The organism is Salinimicrobium oceani, from assembly GCF_012037645.1.
In genome coordinates, this window is the sequence record NZ_JAAVJR010000001.1 from 580,681 (window position 1) to 596,948 (window position 16,268).

At 44.2% G+C, this 16,268-nt stretch carries 16 protein-coding genes; 13 read left to right on the plus strand and 3 right to left on the minus strand.

The annotated features are described in order from the left end of the window. Positions 1-30 precede the first annotated feature (30 nt). On the plus strand, positions 31-603 hold the full coding sequence (locus HC175_RS02640; RefSeq protein WP_168136944.1) for a Crp/Fnr family transcriptional regulator: 573 nt from the start codon (positions 31-33) through the stop codon (positions 601-603). Here HC175_RS02640 and HC175_RS24675 read toward each other — a convergent pair. Next, positions 600-818 carry a DapH/DapD/GlmU-related protein gene (locus tag HC175_RS24675; RefSeq protein ID WP_317172068.1) on the minus strand — a complete coding sequence of 73 codons (219 nt, stop codon included), beginning with the start codon at positions 816-818 and terminating at the stop codon, positions 600-602. The two genes, HC175_RS02640 and HC175_RS24675, sit on opposite strands and share 4 nt — an antisense overlap. Positions 819-1,047: 229 nt before the next feature. Here HC175_RS24675 and HC175_RS02650 point away from each other — a divergent pair, with 229 nt between their 5' ends. The 8 genes from HC175_RS02650 (at position 1,048) to HC175_RS02685 (ending at position 7,027) form a co-directional block, all read left to right on the plus strand. After that, a complete protein-coding gene (locus tag HC175_RS02650; RefSeq protein ID WP_168136945.1) occupies positions 1,048-1,575 on the plus strand; it encodes a YceI family protein in 528 nt (175 codons plus the stop codon). A 69-nt stretch (positions 1,576-1,644) separates the two neighbouring features. Beyond that, complete coding sequence (locus HC175_RS02655; protein WP_168136946.1) at positions 1,645-2,121, plus strand: hypothetical protein; 477 nt, start codon at positions 1,645-1,647, stop codon at positions 2,119-2,121. 2 nt (positions 2,122-2,123) lie between these two features. Next, positions 2,124-2,822: a DsbA family oxidoreductase gene (locus tag HC175_RS02660; RefSeq protein WP_168136947.1), complete on the plus strand. Its 699-nt coding sequence runs from the start codon at positions 2,124-2,126 to the stop codon at positions 2,820-2,822. Positions 2,823-2,834: 12 nt separating this feature from the next. Continuing rightward, positions 2,835-3,488 (plus strand): NAD(P)-dependent oxidoreductase, encoded by a 654-nt coding sequence (locus HC175_RS02665; protein ID WP_168136948.1) that lies wholly within the window; start codon positions 2,835-2,837, stop codon positions 3,486-3,488. Positions 3,489-3,523: 35 nt separating this feature from the next. After that, a complete protein-coding gene (locus tag HC175_RS02670; protein WP_168136949.1) occupies positions 3,524-4,096 on the plus strand; it encodes a YceI family protein in 573 nt (190 codons plus the stop codon). A 122-nt stretch (positions 4,097-4,218) separates the two neighbouring features. Next, a complete protein-coding gene (gene ygiD, locus HC175_RS02675; protein ID WP_168136950.1) occupies positions 4,219-5,052 on the plus strand; it encodes a 4,5-DOPA-extradiol-dioxygenase in 834 nt (277 codons plus the stop codon). Between the two features lie 76 nt (positions 5,053-5,128). Then, positions 5,129-5,500, plus strand: coding sequence for a DoxX family protein (locus HC175_RS02680; RefSeq protein ID WP_317172069.1), 372 nt, complete (start codon positions 5,129-5,131; stop codon positions 5,498-5,500). An 807-nt stretch (positions 5,501-6,307) separates the two neighbouring features. Continuing rightward, positions 6,308-7,027 (plus strand): hypothetical protein, encoded by a 720-nt coding sequence (locus HC175_RS02685; RefSeq protein ID WP_168136951.1) that lies wholly within the window; start codon positions 6,308-6,310, stop codon positions 7,025-7,027. 143 nt (positions 7,028-7,170) lie between these two features. Here the strand turns inward: HC175_RS02685 and HC175_RS02690 are convergent, their stop codons facing one another. Both HC175_RS02690 and HC175_RS02695 read right to left on the minus strand, forming a co-directional pair. Continuing rightward, positions 7,171-7,356: a type I restriction-modification enzyme R subunit C-terminal domain-containing protein gene (locus tag HC175_RS02690; RefSeq protein WP_168136952.1), complete on the minus strand. Its 186-nt coding sequence runs from the start codon at positions 7,354-7,356 to the stop codon at positions 7,171-7,173. Between the two features lie 45 nt (positions 7,357-7,401). After that, positions 7,402-8,271 carry a patatin-like phospholipase family protein gene (locus HC175_RS02695; protein WP_168137135.1) on the minus strand — a complete coding sequence of 290 codons (870 nt, stop codon included), beginning with the start codon at positions 8,269-8,271 and terminating at the stop codon, positions 7,402-7,404. Positions 8,272-8,552: 281 nt separating this feature from the next. Between HC175_RS02695 and HC175_RS02700 the strand changes: the two genes are divergently transcribed. The 4 genes from HC175_RS02700 (at position 8,553) to HC175_RS02715 (ending at position 16,198) form a co-directional block, all read left to right on the plus strand. Beyond that, complete coding sequence (locus tag HC175_RS02700; protein ID WP_317172070.1) at positions 8,553-9,908, plus strand: efflux transporter outer membrane subunit; 1,356 nt, start codon at positions 8,553-8,555, stop codon at positions 9,906-9,908. A 10-nt stretch (positions 9,909-9,918) separates the two neighbouring features. Continuing rightward, a complete protein-coding gene (locus HC175_RS02705; protein ID WP_168136953.1) occupies positions 9,919-11,103 on the plus strand; it encodes an efflux RND transporter periplasmic adaptor subunit in 1,185 nt (394 codons plus the stop codon). After that, on the plus strand, positions 11,103-14,204 hold the full coding sequence (locus HC175_RS02710; protein ID WP_168136954.1) for an efflux RND transporter permease subunit: 3,102 nt from the start codon (positions 11,103-11,105) through the stop codon (positions 14,202-14,204). The genes HC175_RS02705 and HC175_RS02710 overlap by 1 nt, the downstream gene beginning before the upstream one ends. 266 nt (positions 14,205-14,470) lie before the next feature. Next, entirely contained in the window at positions 14,471-16,198 is a 1,728-nt protein-coding gene (locus HC175_RS02715; protein ID WP_209309899.1) for a mechanosensitive ion channel family protein, read from the plus strand. The last annotated feature ends 70 nt before the right edge of the window (positions 16,199-16,268 follow it).

Consider the following 16,268-nt stretch of genomic DNA (forward strand, 5'->3'; position numbering starts at 1 on the left):
GAAAAACCTCTTTTTTTAAAACCTTCAACAATGTTTGAATTTCTACACAAAAAGGTGAATGAAACCATCGAAATCACTGATGAGGAATTTGAATATGCGAAAACGCTTTTCCTTCCGAAGAAACTCAGGAAGAAGCGCTTTTTACTGGAGGAAGGGGAAGCTTGCATTTATACCACCTTTGTTGAGAAAGGGTTTTTGCGCAGCTTTACAATAGACGAAAAAGGAAACGAGCATATTCTCCAATTTGGAATGGAAGGCTGGTGGGTATCCGATCTTTACAGTTTTCTCACCGGTGAAGCTTCAGAATACAATATAGAGGCTTTGGAAGACAGTGAACTTCTCCTCATTACCAAGTCTTCGTGGGACCTGCTTCTGGACGGAGTACCTGCGTTTGAACGCTATTTTAGGATCCTTATTCAAAATAATCTTATTGCCACTCAAAGGCGACTTATGGGAACCATGAGCACGACTGCCGAAGAACGCTATACAAAACTGCTTCAGGATTTCCCCGACATCAGCCAAAGGGTTCCGCAGCACATGATCGCCTCCTATATTGGCGTCACCCGGGAAACCCTTAGCCGTCTGCGCAGTCAGTTGACCTAAAAACAAGTGGAAATTTCTTGACTATTCCTGCTCCAGCCTCCTAATGATCCTACAAGGATTGCCGGGGCGGCAAAAACATCAGAAGGTAAATCTTTAGTAACCATACTACCTGCCCCAATAACAGTGCGATCACCTACAGTTACTCCGGGACAGATTACCGCGCTCCCTCCTATCCACACATCTGCTCCTATATGCGCTGGTTTGGCAAATTCCAAGCCCGACGATTCAAAGGATGGGTGGCAGTATAGATCTGTATGTTTGGTCCTGTCTAATCTTCAAACTTAAAAGTGCAGGCCTTAGCTCTTGACCCTTGATTCTATAAGCGAGTCTCTCCCAAAACCGTGACATACATCACATTCATTTCTTATCATAGGTCATTGGCCGGAAAGCTATGTGCCTGTAAATTTGCAGTGTAAATTAATTATTAACTCAAAAACTAAAATTATGGCAACTACAAAATGGAACATTGATCCAACACACAGTGAAGTGACTTTTAAGGTAAAACACCTAATGATCTCAACGGTAACCGGAAAATTTAAGGTATTTGAAGGACAGGCTGAGACTGAAGGCGAAGATTTCAAAGAAGTTAAAAATGTTCAATTCAAAGCCGATGTTAAATCAATTGACACTAACAATGAGCAAAGAGATGAGCATTTAAGATCCGGAGATTTCTTTGCCGCCGATGAGCATGCAGATCTTGTTTTTCGTGCCGATAAATTTGATGTGAACAGTGACAAACTGGAAGGAGAATTGACAATAAAAAACACTACCAAACCGGTTACTCTTGATGTTGAATTCGGCGGAGTGGTAGTAGATCCCTATGGACAGACCAAAGCCGGATTAGAAATCGGCGGAAAGATTAGCCGTAAGGAATTCGGGTTGACCTGGGATGCCGTTACAGAGGCCGGAAGCGTGGTTGTAAGCGACCAGGTGAGGCTTAGCGCAGAGGTGCAATTTGTAAAACAGGCATAAGCATAAAAGCGGCGGCAGGAAAGGATGGATATCCTTCCTTTCCTGTGAAACTGCCGAAAGAATTAAGAGATGAAAAAAACAATAGCAATATTAGGAGATGCAGGGGGAGATTTTCCAAACGGAATAAGCATTTTAATGGAGCAGGACCTTCGATTGCTTTTTGTTTCTGAAAATGGAGCACAAAAAAAATCTATCCGGGAAAGTTTAGCACATCAAGGCGCGGCCGAACTCGATTTTACAAGCTGTGAGCGGGAAGGTTGCTGGGAAGCCGATTTGATCATGATGCTCAACCAGGAGACGCCTTCGGCTTCTTTGGTGGCAAGAATAAAAGAAGTGGCAACCCAAAAGGTGGTAATAAACGCTTTCGAAGGGACAAAGCCAGCAACTGCAAATTCATTGATCGAGCTCTTTCCCTGGTCTAAAGTTGCAGAGATCGCTCTGCATCCTGCTCAAAAGGAAATTGAGGTGTATAGTAGCGATACTGAAGCCAGAGCGGCGGTTCAAAGCCTGTTTGCAGCTTCGGGATATGAAATAAAATATAATTAGCAATGGAAATAAAAATTTGGTCAGACGTTAGATGTCCTTTCTGCTATATAGGAAAGAAAAAATTTGAAAAAGCTCTGGAAAGTTTTCCGCAGAAAGATAAGGTAAAGATCACCTGGAAGAGCTTTCAGCTCGATCCTTCCTTACAAACAAATGCCAATGCCAGTACCCTCGAATATTTCGTAAAGACGAAAGGCGTGAGACCAGAACAAGCCAGGCAAATGTTTAGGGGTGCCACAACTATGGCCCGGGAGGTGGGTATAGATTTCAACCTGGAAGAATCCATCCCGGCGAATTCGTTTATGGCGCACCGGCTTATACAGCTGGCAAAATCAAAGGAGCTTGGGAATGAGATAGAAGAAGCGCTATTTAAAGCACATTTTGAAGAGGTAAAGAACACAGATGACCCGGAAGTGCTGGTAGAAGTGGCAACTTCAATAGGAATGAATGCCGAAGAGGTAAAAACTGTCCTGGAATCTGATGATTTTGCCTATGAAGTGAAACAGGATGAACTCGAAGCCCGCAATATTGGCGTGAGAGGAGTTCCCTTCTTTGTCTTTGATGATAAATACGCGATCTCCGGAGCCCAGCCTTCAGAAGCCTTTTTACAGACCCTGGAAAAGGCGTGGAAAGAATTTAAGCCAAAGGCAGGGCTCGAGATCTCTGAAGGGGACTCCTGCTCTACAGACGGAACCTGTAATTAAAAACGAAAAAGTATGAAAATAGCAATTATAGGCGCCACAGGATTTGTAGGATCAGAAGTTTTAAAAGAAGCCCTTGACCGCGGACATGAAGTGACTGCCATCGCCCGCAACACTGAAAAAATAGAGGTTAAAAATGATCTTTTGAACACCGCTTCGTTAGATGTAAAACAAAAGGAAAAATTGATAGAAGTTCTTAAAGGAAACGAGGTGGTGATAAGCACCTTCAACCCCGGATGGACCAATCCTAATATTTACGAGGATTATCTGAAAGGCGCACAGGCTATTCAGGAGGCTGTGAAAGCTTCAGGCGTAAAACGCTTAATAGTCGTTGGCGGGGCAGGAAGTCTTTTTCTGAATGAAAGAACAAGAGTCATAGATTCTCCCAACTTTCCGGAAGAAATAAAACCCGGCGCACTGGCAGCCTGTGAATACCTCGAAATCCTGAAAAGAGAAAACGAACTTGATTGGACCTTTTTTAGTCCGGCGATCGAAATGGCTCCCGGAAAACCACAGGAGCGAAAAAACACCTACAGAAAAGGCTTTGACAAACCAGTCTTTGATAAGCAGGGTAAGAGTGACCTTTCAGTCCAGGATACTGCTGTGGTCCTGGTTGACGAAGCCGAAAATGCAGCACACATTAAACAGCGATTTACCGCAGCATATTAAAATTAACACTAATAATTAAACTAAAAATGAACACAATGAAACAAGTATTTTCTTTTTTGATGATTGCTTTTTTAAGCACCACGACTTTTGCCCAAACCACCTGGAAAGTTGATCCGGCTCATACGCAGGTATCATTTGGGGTGACTCACCTTGGAATTTCTGAAGTTGAAGGTAGATTCAACGAATTTGATGGAAGCATCACAACTACAAAAGATGATTTTAGCGATGCCCAATATGAAATGACCATTGAGGTTCCTTCCATAGACACAGGAATTGAAATGAGAGATAATCACCTCAAAAGTGCTGATTTTTTTGATGCTGAAAAGAATCAGAAAATGACCTTTAAAAGCACTTCTTCAGAGAGAGTTGGTGAAGGAAAATATAAAGTGAAAGGAGACCTTACTTTCCACGGAATTACCAAACCTGTCACTCTTGATGTGTGGTACCGCGGAACTGTTGAGAATCCTCAAAACGGGGATGTAATCTCCGGATTCGCAATATCCGGTGAGGTAAAGAGATCTGACTATAACTTAGGCCCAGATTTTCCTGAAGCTGTCTTGAGCGACAAAGTCGTTATAGACGTAGACGGAGAGTTTAAAAAACAATAACCACCTTTTTACGAGGAAGTCGATGATCATAAAGTCCCTTCACTTTGGTCCCCTACCGGCTTCCTCTTTTATTAAAAATAAGTCTTGGTTCTTGATTCTTGACTCCTGATTCTAATAAAAAAATGTCTCCACTTTCAGCCTTTAATAATTTCACTTCAAGCCTGACATGGCAGGATAAAATGATGCCGGTATTGTTCATTGGCCATGGTTCTCCTATGAATGGGATCCAGGATAATGAATTCAGTGCCCGGTGGAAAAAGATGGCTCAGGACATCCCTACGCCAAAAGCGGTTTTGGTGGTCTCTGCCCACTGGTTATCGAAAGGCACACGAATTACCGCAATGGATCTCCCTCAGACGATCCATGATTTCGGAGGTTTTCCGCAGGAGTTGTTTGAAGTACAGTATCCTGCTCCCGGAAATCCGGCAATTGCTGCTGAAACTAAAAAGCTGGTAAAAATGGCTTCTATTGAAGAAGATCATGACTGGGGTCTTGATCATGGAACCTGGACAGTGGTAAGGCATATGTATCCTGAAGCCAACATTCCGGTATTGCAATTGAGCATTGACCGGAACAAAGGTCCAAAAAATCATTTTGAACTGGCAAAGGAGCTCCTTGCTCTTCGAAAAAAGGGAGTGTTGATCATTGGAAGTGGTAATATGGTACACAACCTGGGAATGCTGGCATGGGATAAAATAGATGAACCCGGGTTTGGTTATGACTGGGCTTTGGAGATTAATGAGCGCTTTAAAAAGCACATTTCAGAAGGAGATTTTGATCGGCTGATCAACTTTGAAGGTCTTGGCGCAGAGTCCCAACTTGCTATTCCTACCCCCGAACATTATCTCCCGCTGCTTTATACCCTCGGACTTAAAAAAGGGGAAGAACAAGTCTCATTTTTCAATGACAGGGCGGTAGCAGGATCTTTAACAATGACCTCAGTAAAAATTGGATAAAAAAATAAACATGAAAATAATAACAAATACAAATTTTAGCACCTCCAAGGTTGATCTGGCTTTATTGATCTAAAGAGTGGGAGTTGGAGTTTTGATGCTAGCTCACGGAATTCCAAAAGTACAAATGCTTTTTTCCAGGGGAGAAATTCAGTTTCCCGGAGTAATGGGATTAAGCCCTGTTGTTTCACTTGCTCTGGCAGTTTTTGCAGAGGTGGTGTGTTCTATTCTGCTCATTATTGGCCTCGGCACAAGATGGGCGTCCATTCCGCTTATCATAACTATGCTGGTGGCAGTTCTCCTGGTGCATGGAGGTGATCCTTTTGCTAATCAAGAACCAGGATTGCTTTACCTGTTCCTTTACTTACCTCTTTTGTTTCTTGACAGCGGAAAATATTCTGTAGATCAGGTGATCAATGCTGTACAGCGGCCGCAGCTGGCAGGAAGATAATAGGACTAAAAAGTTTTTTATTTTTCCTTGTCTTAGTACACCTAATCGACCATTTATGACGAACATACATGTTACCGTATACGAGCCTAAAAAGCAAATCAATTGACAGCGCAAGCTTCTTTTTATAACGCTGGATAGACCTTAGATTGGAGATTTTTTTCTCTAAAGATTAAAGTTATGTTAAAACGGGACCTATTCGGGGACCAAAATTTTTCCCTCTTCTGGAAAGCCTATTAAAACCTACAAACATAAATTTTTGGTCTTTCCCTCCGACTCCACCTACGCCCTCCGAAGCTTTTCGTTAGAAAAGCGAAGGGGGGCTTTTTATTAGAAAATATGTTTCCAATGGAAGTTCCTATCTATAATCTTCGACGGGCTTCGGTGGACGAAGGTCCACCTCTAAAGAAATCTTCACTAATGGAATTACAGAAGTTCATTTCACGAAAGACCAATTACCTCTAGAACTTATTCATCTTTCTCTATTTCCTAACAAAAAGAAAGCCTGCGATTTCAAAAGATACTCGAAAACAGGATCTGGAGCAGCTTTTAGAAATAAGAGAGTACTATAAAAAAGAAATCTGTCCGGTATTTTCACTCGAGCAGGTTTTTTTCGTTTTAAGTCGCCTGCCCCCCAGGGACAGTTAAGCTTAGCTGCATTTGCAGGACTGGATTCCCCAGCCTCGTTTTTACCGGGTTTTTTGTTTTAAGGTGACAAAATAAGTGACAAGTTGATATATTCGGAAAATTTTGCTGCTTTTTCCTTTTCCAATTTAAATTTGAGATATTTGCTCCCAAGATTTCTTCAGAATGAAAAACTTAAGAGAAAGGCTAGAAAATAATAAGGTATATTTCGAAGTCTTCTCCTATCTTGTTCTGGGGGCTGCCTCTATTGTGGTCGCATTCCTTAGCTGGCAGACAAGTGAGCGGCAATTGGAGTTGTATGAGCTAGAAAAAATTCCGGTAATTTACACTAAGATTGAAACTGAAGAGAACCAGAAGGTAGTTAATGTTTATAATTTAGGGCAGCCTGCTTTCGACATAAGCGTTTTTCCAGTTGCAGTTATTGCAATTAAAAATGTGAGGTATTCCACTCCAAATGGAGAGGATCCGAGTCTTTTTATTCACTTTAGCGACTTTTACGAAAGCACCAGCGCCACCTCTAATCTTGTTGGAAAAATTGCTACCCTTCCCATAAACAACGTAGCCTGGGAAACTATTATTGAAAAGAAAGACTCCTTAACAACAGAGAAAAACCCTCACCAAGGCGTTATCTTACACCATTATCAACTTCTTGACTTGAAATTTGAGGATCTCCAAGGAGGAACTCATCGAAAGTTTTATATGATAGTTCACGGCTCACCTCTTGAAATAAATGAAAGCAGATTTAATGAACTTCTTCATCTACATGGTGAAAACACTATTAATTTGACAACTACAGAATTTGAACAAATGAGTCTTAAAGAAATTGGTGAACTGGTACCAATGGACAATGTTAGACTGCGGGAAATTTATTCAACACAGGAGTAAAAGATTCTTCTACCTCTTTCTGATCTAAGAAGCGGAACTTCCAACCCTCTCCCCATATAAGTGCTGCTAAAATCCGATAAAAGTGCTCCGAACGTTCGGGATATCTCATAATTTAGCCTTGGCATCTGCCAGGACGAGATGTTTTAGCACCAGTAGATCCCCAGCTGGGCAGCATCCAGCTGCTCAAAACCTGAAGTCACATATTGACCAAGGACAAAATTCAGGAACTCCTGTTGTGCAGGTTTGTAATCATCCAGATGAACCTTAGCCCTTTCTGCATGTTTTATACGCGGAACATGGTCTCTGTGGTAGGCGATATAGACCAGCACAGACGCCTGGCCCGCAGAAATAAACCTGCAACTAAAAATTCAGAATTAAACTCTTTTCCTGCTCTGTAATTTCCTAACCGGCAACTCCCCTTTTTTGATCATTTCAATAGTATGGGTATAGCCGGTTTCAATAATATCTTCTATCCTGCTGAAATCAAAGAGAGTGAAGTTTTGCATGGCGGGAGGATCTATTAGAAAATCACAGATTTCCATCTCAGGCCGGGCATTCTGCGTGATCCCCAGATTAATAGAACGTTCAAGAATTCCTTTTGGGCCGGTAAAGAGTTCTTTCTTTCCAGCGAAATTCACATGTGAACCTATCAGGTACTTGCACTTGTCACGAATTGCTGAAGCCGGGAGATTACACATGAGTCCGCCATCAACGTAATTGATCTTATCGAGGACTATAGGTGCAAAAACCCCTGGCACAGAACAGCTGGCAATGAGATAATCAAACAAAGGTCCGCTACTTCTTATTTCGCCGCAAGCGTCATTAAGATTAGAGAGGCCAAGATAAAAGGGCTTTTTCAAAACAGAAAAATCATCTTCAGAAATATATTTTTCGAGCGCCAGTTTCATTTTTTCCAGCTTGTACAGCCCTGTTCTTCTCCATGAAAAGCCGGTCATTTTTGAAAAGGTCTCTTCTACGAGAATCTTTTTTATCCCGCCCGGTGAATACCCGGCAGCGTATAATACTCCTACTACAGCCCCCATACTTGTTCCTGAAATAACGGTAGGTTTTACGCCGTGTTCATGTAATGCCTTTAGCACTCCAATATGTGCGTAACCCCGCGCACTTCCTCCACTTAAACATATCCCAACCTGGTGCTCTGGCCTGTTGCCTAAAGAGAAAATTTCCTGAAAAAGCGATTTGGTCTTAATGATCTTCTGTGGTTTAGAGATCTTGAAAGTCAGATCTCATTTGTAATGCCGCAAGATACTATTTCTCTCCGTGTTGCAGATTTTGTTCAGGGAGAAGTGTGAAAGATCAGGTTCCAAAAATGTCATTTTTGACACCTCTTTCTGCGCATTGTCTAATTCTAAAAAATCTGTAACTTTAGAATTCCCTGATTCTGAAGCCATTGAAATCGCTTCGGAAGCCTTAAATAATCTCAGAAAAAAATTATAACCTGAAAAGAAAAATAAATACTTCCCCACTTCCGGTTCCCGGGGTACTCCAGCGCTATAAAAATTTTGTGCTGGGAGTATTTGTTATATATCTGCTTAATTCCTGTACTCCAAAACTTTCACCTGTTGATCTTCCGTTAGAAAAACCTGCGGAATTCAGCATTACCAAAGGTGAGGTCATGCCAGATAACTGGTGGGAAGAGTTTGATGACCCAGCTCTCGATTCTCTTATTTCCCTGGGGCTGGAAGAAAATCTCCTTCTTTCGGGGAACCGGGAAGCTTACTTTGCTGCCCTGGCGACAGTTCAGCGGGAAAAGTCTTTTTTATTTCCGCAGCTCAATGGCTTTGCCGGTGCATCTTCTCGAAATCCAGCCAACCAGGTCTCTGGAGATCCTGATTTCAATGCCGGACTCACTGCTGCCTACGAACTGGACCTGTGGGGCCGGGTGCGAGCCGGTATACAGGCAGAAAAATACACTGCCAGTGCAATTTTGCAAGATTACCAGTCGGCAGCTATGAGTATTTCTGCAGAGATTGCAAATACCTGGTTCCAGTTACTCACCACCAGAAAACAGCTGGAACTCGTAGATCAACAGATTAAGACCAATGAGGAAATTGTACGTCTTATAAGAGCCCGGTTTGCCGGGGGACAGATTCGAGCAGTTGACATTCTACGGCAGGAGCAACTTCTTGAGAGCACCCGGAACCTGAAAGTCACCTATGAGACCAACCTCGGCATCTATAAAAACCAGATGGCCGTTCTTCTAGGTCGCCCCCCGCAGAATGTGAATCTCTTTCCTGAAGAAATACTTCCTGAGCTTCCACCTCTGCCCGCACCTGGTCTTCCTTTGGAATTGATTAGACGCCGGCCCGACGTACAGCGAGATTACCTCCTCCTCCTGGCTGCCGATAGGGATATGGCTTATGCAATGAGAAGCAAACTTCCTGTGATCTCCCTCGAGGCTACTGGCCAGTTTAGGGCAGGTAATTTTGACAACCTGTTTCAGAATTGGGCATACACGCTTGCGGGCAACCTCCTCACCCCTCTTTTCTATGGCGGAAGATTATCGGCCGAAGTAAAACGTACAGAAGCTGTGAAAAATCAGCGGTTGTACGAATATGGAGAAACCATTCTTATTGCTTTTCAGGAAGTAGAAAATGCGCTGTTACAGGAGCAAAAGCAACAGGAAAGGTTAGAGATCATGGCAAAACAGCTTGATCTAGCTCAAAAAACCAGTAAGCAGCTAAGAATAGAATTCCTCAACGGTATGAGCAATTATCTTGACGTCCTGCTGGCTTTAGATGAACAGCAGCAGCTGGAAAGGGAGCTGCTGTTTGCCCGACTTGAGCAGCTGGAAATTCGTGTTGCCCTTTACAGATCGCTTGCCGGCGGCTTTAAGGTTCCCATGGAGAACAGCCTCTAAAATGTGAAAAATGAGTAGAAAAAAAATAATCATTATTAGTGTAGTTATCCTGCTCTTTGCGGTAGTGATCACTTCTTTTATCTTTTTTACCGAACCCACGGCGCAAAGTGAAGGGGCCTCAAAAGAAATGGCCATGCTGGTTCAAACCACAAGCGCCGAGGCTGGAAGTTATTCTCCGGAACTGGTAGCTACAGGAACTGTAATGCCTGTTAATGATGTAAGCCTTAGTGCCCGTGTGGGCGGTGAAGTGAGTCGGCGAGATCCACAGTTCGTACCCGGTGGCTCAGTGCGAAAAGGACAGGTATTGTTGCAAATTGATCCTGCAGATTATAGAAATGCTTTGGAATTACGTCGCAGCGAACTTATGCAGGCTCAAACAGAGCTCGAGGTGGAAATGGGCCGGCAGGAGGTGGCCCAGCAGGATCTGAAACTGGTAGGTGCTGCAACCCTATCAGAAGAAGAAAGATCTCTCGTACTTCGCCAGCCGCAGCTCAATGCTGTAAAGGCAAGGATAAAGGCTGCACAGGCCGCAGTAGATCAGGCTCAACTCAATCTTTCCCGAACTACCATAAGAGCACCTTTTGACGCCCACATCATTACCCAGAACGTCACTACGGGCTCACAAGTTGCTCCTGGCGTTGACCTTGGTAGGCTGGTAGGTACAGAAACCTACAGAGTGGTACTTAGCCTGCCTGTTTCAAAATTGCAGTGGCTTAGCTTTCCGACTGCTGAAGAAGAAAAGGGCTCCATGGTAAAAATCAGAAACACCTCAGCCTGGCCTGAATCCAGTTTTAGAACAGGATTTCTTTCAAGCATGGTAGGCGCTTTAGATGATCAAAGTCGCCTGGCAAGAATCCTGGTTGAAGTTCCCGATCCCCTGGCTCAAGATACTGCAACCGGACCAGAATTGTTATTAGGAAGCTTCGTGGAAGCAAAGGTACAGGCTCAGAAAATTGATAATGTCGTGCGGCTGGACAGAGATCATCTCCGAAAAAATAATACCGTATGGGTTATGCAAGATGGGAAGCTCGACATTCGAGATGTACAGGTGCTGCTCACAGATCATCAATATGTATATATCGATCAAGGTCTTACTGGTGGAGAAACTGTTGTAACTACCAATCTTAGCACAGTAGCCAACGGTATTCCCTTGCGAACCGAAAAAGACAGTACCGCTAAAGCGCCACAAGACTAATGGAAACTTCAAATAATACCAGGAAAGAAGGCGCTATTGGATACATGGCACGCAATTCCATTGCCGCCAACCTTCTCATGATCCTTTTGCTGGCAGGTGGGGTGTGGACCATGTTCAATATTCAGAAAGAAGTATTTCCGCAGTTTCAACTGGACTATGTAGAGGTGCAGGTAAGTTATCCCGGCGCTGCACCAGCCGAGGTGGAACAGGGAATCCTGCTGCCGGTGGAAGAAGCAATAAGAGGCATTCAGGGGATCAAAGAAATTGTCTCTACGGCACGGGAGGGTTCGGGCGAAATAGTGATCGAATTGATCTCGGGCACCAATCGCATGAAAGCCTTTCAGGATATTGACCAGGCGGTAAGCCGAATTCGCACTTTCCCCGATGATATTGAGCAACCGCAGGTAAGCCTGCAACTTCAGCAACAGGATGTCATGGAGATAAGCCTCTATGGACAAGTAGATATCTGGACTCTCAGGCAACTTGGAGAACAACTTCGGAATATTCTGCTTAGCAATCCGGAGATCACACAGGTGGAACTCGGCAACGTTCCCGACTATTTTACACACATTGAAATTTCCCGAAATAACCTCCGGAAATACGATCTCACGCTTCAGGAGGTAGCCGAAATTGTAGCTCGTTCCAGTGAAGATGTTCCTGCGGGTGCTGTGGAAACTTCGGCGGGAGAGATCCTTTTACGCATGAAGGAGCGAAAGCAATGGGCCGAAGATTTTCGAAAGATTGCGGTGATCACTTCTGCTTCGGGCGCACAGGTGACCCTGGGAGAAATTGCAACGGTGACAGATGGTTTTGAAGAATCGGGTTTTCACGGGCAGTTTAACCGGGTTCCTTCCGTAGGGCTAAATATATACAGAGTGGGCGATCAATCTCCTTTAGAAATTGCCGAAAGCGTTGACAGGATCCTTGACGATTTTCAGCTACCGCCTGGTGTGGCTTACAGAATTGACTCCAACGCGGCCGAAGATTACCGGGAACGCCTCTCCCTCCTCACCGAAAACGGACTTATGGCTATTGGCATTGTCCTGCTCATCCTCGCCTTATTCCTGGAGTACAGGCTGGCGTTCTGGGTGATGATGGGGATGATCATTTCCTTCATTGGAGGAATGATCTTCCTGCCGCTGGTAGGAGTAAGCCTAAATATGATCTCGATGTTTGGCTTCCTCGTAGTACTTGGAATTGTAGTCGATGATGCAATTGTGGTGGGCGAAAATGTTTATGAATACAGGCGACAGGGAATGAATTTTATGGATGCCGCGATCGCCGCAACACGCGATGTTTCCAAGCCTGTTATTTTCAGCATTGCCACCACCATTATTGCTTTCATTCCTTTGCTGCTGATGCCCGGCGAAACCGGAAAATTCTGGTGGCCGCTGCCGGTCGTGGTCATCGTGATCCTCGCTGTTTCCTTACTGGAAGCCCTTTTCATTTTGCCCTCACATCTAGGCCATCTTTCCAAAAAGAAATCTAAAGGCTGGCTTCTGAAACTCGAAAACTGGCAGCAGGCATTTGCCGAAAAATTCAATCATTTTGTTCATAAATATTATCGCCCGGTACTCGATAAGTGCCTTAAGTACCGATACATCACACTTAGTGCTGCAGTTGGTTTGTTGATCATTGTGGGAGGTTATGGCTACAGTGATCATATGGGGATGATCATGATGCCCGAAGTTGCTGCCGATGAGATCGAAGCCGGGGTGCGCCTGCCCGAAGGAACCACCACGCTCCAGGCCGGCAAGGTTGCCGAAGAGATCACCAATTCAACTTTTGAAATGTTCGAGAAATACGATCTCTATAAAGTTGCAGAAGGAGTTAAAACCAACGTGAGAGGACAGAATTTCATTGATGTGGAAATTGTAATGCGTCCTCCAGATGAAAGAGAAATGAGTGCACGGGAGCTCATAGCTTTATGGCGCGACAATATTGGGGAAATTGAGGGTGTAGACCAGATCACCTTTGAAGCTGAACGTGGCCCGGGTGGCTATCAACAGGCAATTAGCGTAGATCTTAGCCATACAGATATTGATGTACTGGAGAAAGCAAGTATGGCCTTTTCTAAAAGGGTCAGCGCCTATGAGAACACTCGTGATGTTAATGACAATTACAACAAAGGAAAACAGCAGTACGATTTTAAGATGTTACCCGAAGGCAGGAACCTGGGACTTACTTCCACAGAAGTCGGGCGCCAGGTAAGAGATGCCTTTTACGGTGCACTGGCCATGCGCCAAATGCGAACCATCAACGAGATCGAAGTGCGTGTAAAACTACCTCTTGAGGAACGCCGGGATATTCAGAACCTGGAAAATTTTTTAGTCAGGGCACCAAACAATGTGGAAGTTCCGCTTTATGATGTTGTAGAGATAAGAGAAGAAGAGGCATTTACCAGCATAAACCGGCGGGATGGCCGCCGCGTGGTAAGCGTGGGTATGGACGTAGAGCCAGCCAATACCGTTGGGCAGGTTCTTGCTTCCATTCAAAAGGACATTTTACCCCAGTTGCGGGCAGATTTTCCCGGGCTCACCTGGACCTTTGAAGGGAGCCAGGCCGATATGCGCGAATCTACAGCCTCTCTTTGGAGTAGCTTTTCAATGGCCATGTTGATCATTTATGTGCTGCTGGCAGTAGCTTTTGGCAGCTATGTGCAGCCCTTGATCATTATGGCGGCAATTCCCTTTGGCATCGTAGGTGCTGTGATTGGGCACATATTACTTGGCTATGATCTCTCCCTGGTGAGTTTAATGGGAGTAATTGCCCTTACCGGAGTTGTGGTGAACGACAGCCTTATCATGATAGATTATGCCAACAAGAAACGAAAGGATCTCTCAGTTTACGAAGCTATTCATGAAGCGGGAATTCGCCGCTTCAGGCCAATAATGCTTACCACATTGACCACTTTTGGAGGCCTTACTCCTATCATCCTCGAAACTTCGAGCCAGGCCTATTATTTGATTCCTATGGCAATTTCGCTGGGCTTCGGGATCATCTTTGCCACTGCCATCATCCTGGTGATCGTTCCTTGTCTTTACCTTATTCTTGAAGATGTGAAAAGATATTTCAAAACAGGCAGTCCCGTGCAGCAATGATCTGTTTTAGTGCTGCCAAATTCTGATTTGCCATGCTGCCGAAAGAGATTTACAGCTTCTGCAATTTTTATTATCTTAGAATTTCCGAATTCTTCGGAACATGAAGTGTCAAAAATGGCATTTTTGAAACCTTTTATTTCTGAAGTCTTTCCTGAAAACATTTAATTTCTATGACCTGTCATCCCTTTAATAAATTCAGTTCTAGCCATTTATTACTTTATATTTTTTTGCTTGCTGCAGGCCTTTCCTACCTCAGCTCCACAGAGTTGAAGGCTCAGATTCCGCAGTTACAACCCGAAGCTGAAGCTACAGAGACTCCTGCTTATCCTGAAGATGAACTGGGACGTCGCACGCCACGTTCGAGCATTGCGGGTTTTATTTCGGCAGTGGCCGATAAGAACTATAACCTTGCAGGAGCTTTTTTTAAGGACAAGGATACCCGCACCGCTTCCCCGGAACATGAGGAGCTGGCACAAAGACTGGAAATCCTCCTTACCCAGGGCGGACAGATCATGCCGTATTCGTGGTTAAGCAGCGATCCTTCCGGAAGAACAGATGACGATCTCCCAAACCACCTCGACCGCGTGGGGACGATCATCATTGCTGGAGAATCCATAGATCTCCTCCTTGAAAAAGTAACCGGTCCGGAAGGAGGTCCGTTATGGCTTATTTCAGATCAAACAACAGCATATATTAAAGAATTTTCAGAGCTTGAACCAGAGGCTCTTATTATAGACCGGCTCCTGCCAGATTATCTTGAAAACACCAACTGGGGCGGAGTTCCTGTGGGCCAGTGGCTGGTGATGATCACCCTGGCTGTGCTGGCATTCACACTCGCCTGGTTTGTCATTACTTTTTTACTATTCCTGATTCCATTAGTGTGGAGAAGAGCAAAAACTGAACCCACTCATGGCATTTTAAATGCCTTCGCCTTACCTCTAAAACTCTATCTGGCTGTTTGGTTATTCGTTTTTGCCACACAGGAATTAGGACTTTCCATTATCCTGCGGCAGCGCATAAGTGGTATCACCCTGGTTGTTGGTCTTGTAGCGCTCTTGATCCTGCTATGGAGGTTATCTGAATTTATCGGCGCGTTTAGTCAGCGCAGAATGAGTTCCCGGGGAAATGTCTCTGGGGTTTCGGTGGTTTTATTTTTAAAGCGGGCTGCAAAAATTGCGATCGTAGTTTTTGGGATCATTGCAGTACTGGGAGCCTTTGGCGTTGATGTCACTACAGGTCTTGCAGCCTTAGGAATTGGTGGACTTGCCCTGGCGCTGGGAGCTCAGAAGACCATCGAGAATTTTGTGGGCAGCGTTACCTTGATCACAGATCAACCTATAAGGGTCGGTGATTTTTGCAAGGTAGGAGATACACTGGGCACAGTAGAAAAAATAGGAATGCGCTCTACGCGGATCAGGACTCTTGGGCGTACGCTTGTCACTATTCCAAATGGAGAATTTTCCTCGAGTAAAATAGAGAATTTTGCACATCGGGATAAGTTCTGGTTCAATCCTGTGATCACTCTGAGGTATGAAACCACGCCAGATCAAATTAGATTTCTACTGGTAGAGCTACGAGCCGTTCTCTATGCACATCCAATGGTAACTTCAGACACGGCCAGGGTGAGGTTCATTGAATTAGGATCAGATTCCTTAAACCTTGAGGTCTTTACCTATGTAAAAGTTGCGACTTTTGATGAATATCTCGAAGTAAAAGAAGACCTGCTGCTGCGTATTATGGAAATTGTTGGAGAAAGCGGAACCGGCTTTGCATTTCCTTCTCAAACCATTTACTTCGGAAAAGATACCGGCCTTTCAAAGGAAAAGTCAAAAACTGCTGAAGAAAAAGTACGCCAGTGGAAGGAAAAAGGAGAACTACAACTTCCTAAATTTGATCCTGAATACATTAAGGAGATTGAAGATAAACTTCCCTATCCTCCTGATGGTTCTGCAGAACAAAAACAGAAAGGCACAGGTACTATTCCGGGATTATAGAAATTGTATACCTCTCAAAAATAGCAAATTAGCTTCTTCTTATTCTTGAGAAGCAGCAATGGCCTGATAT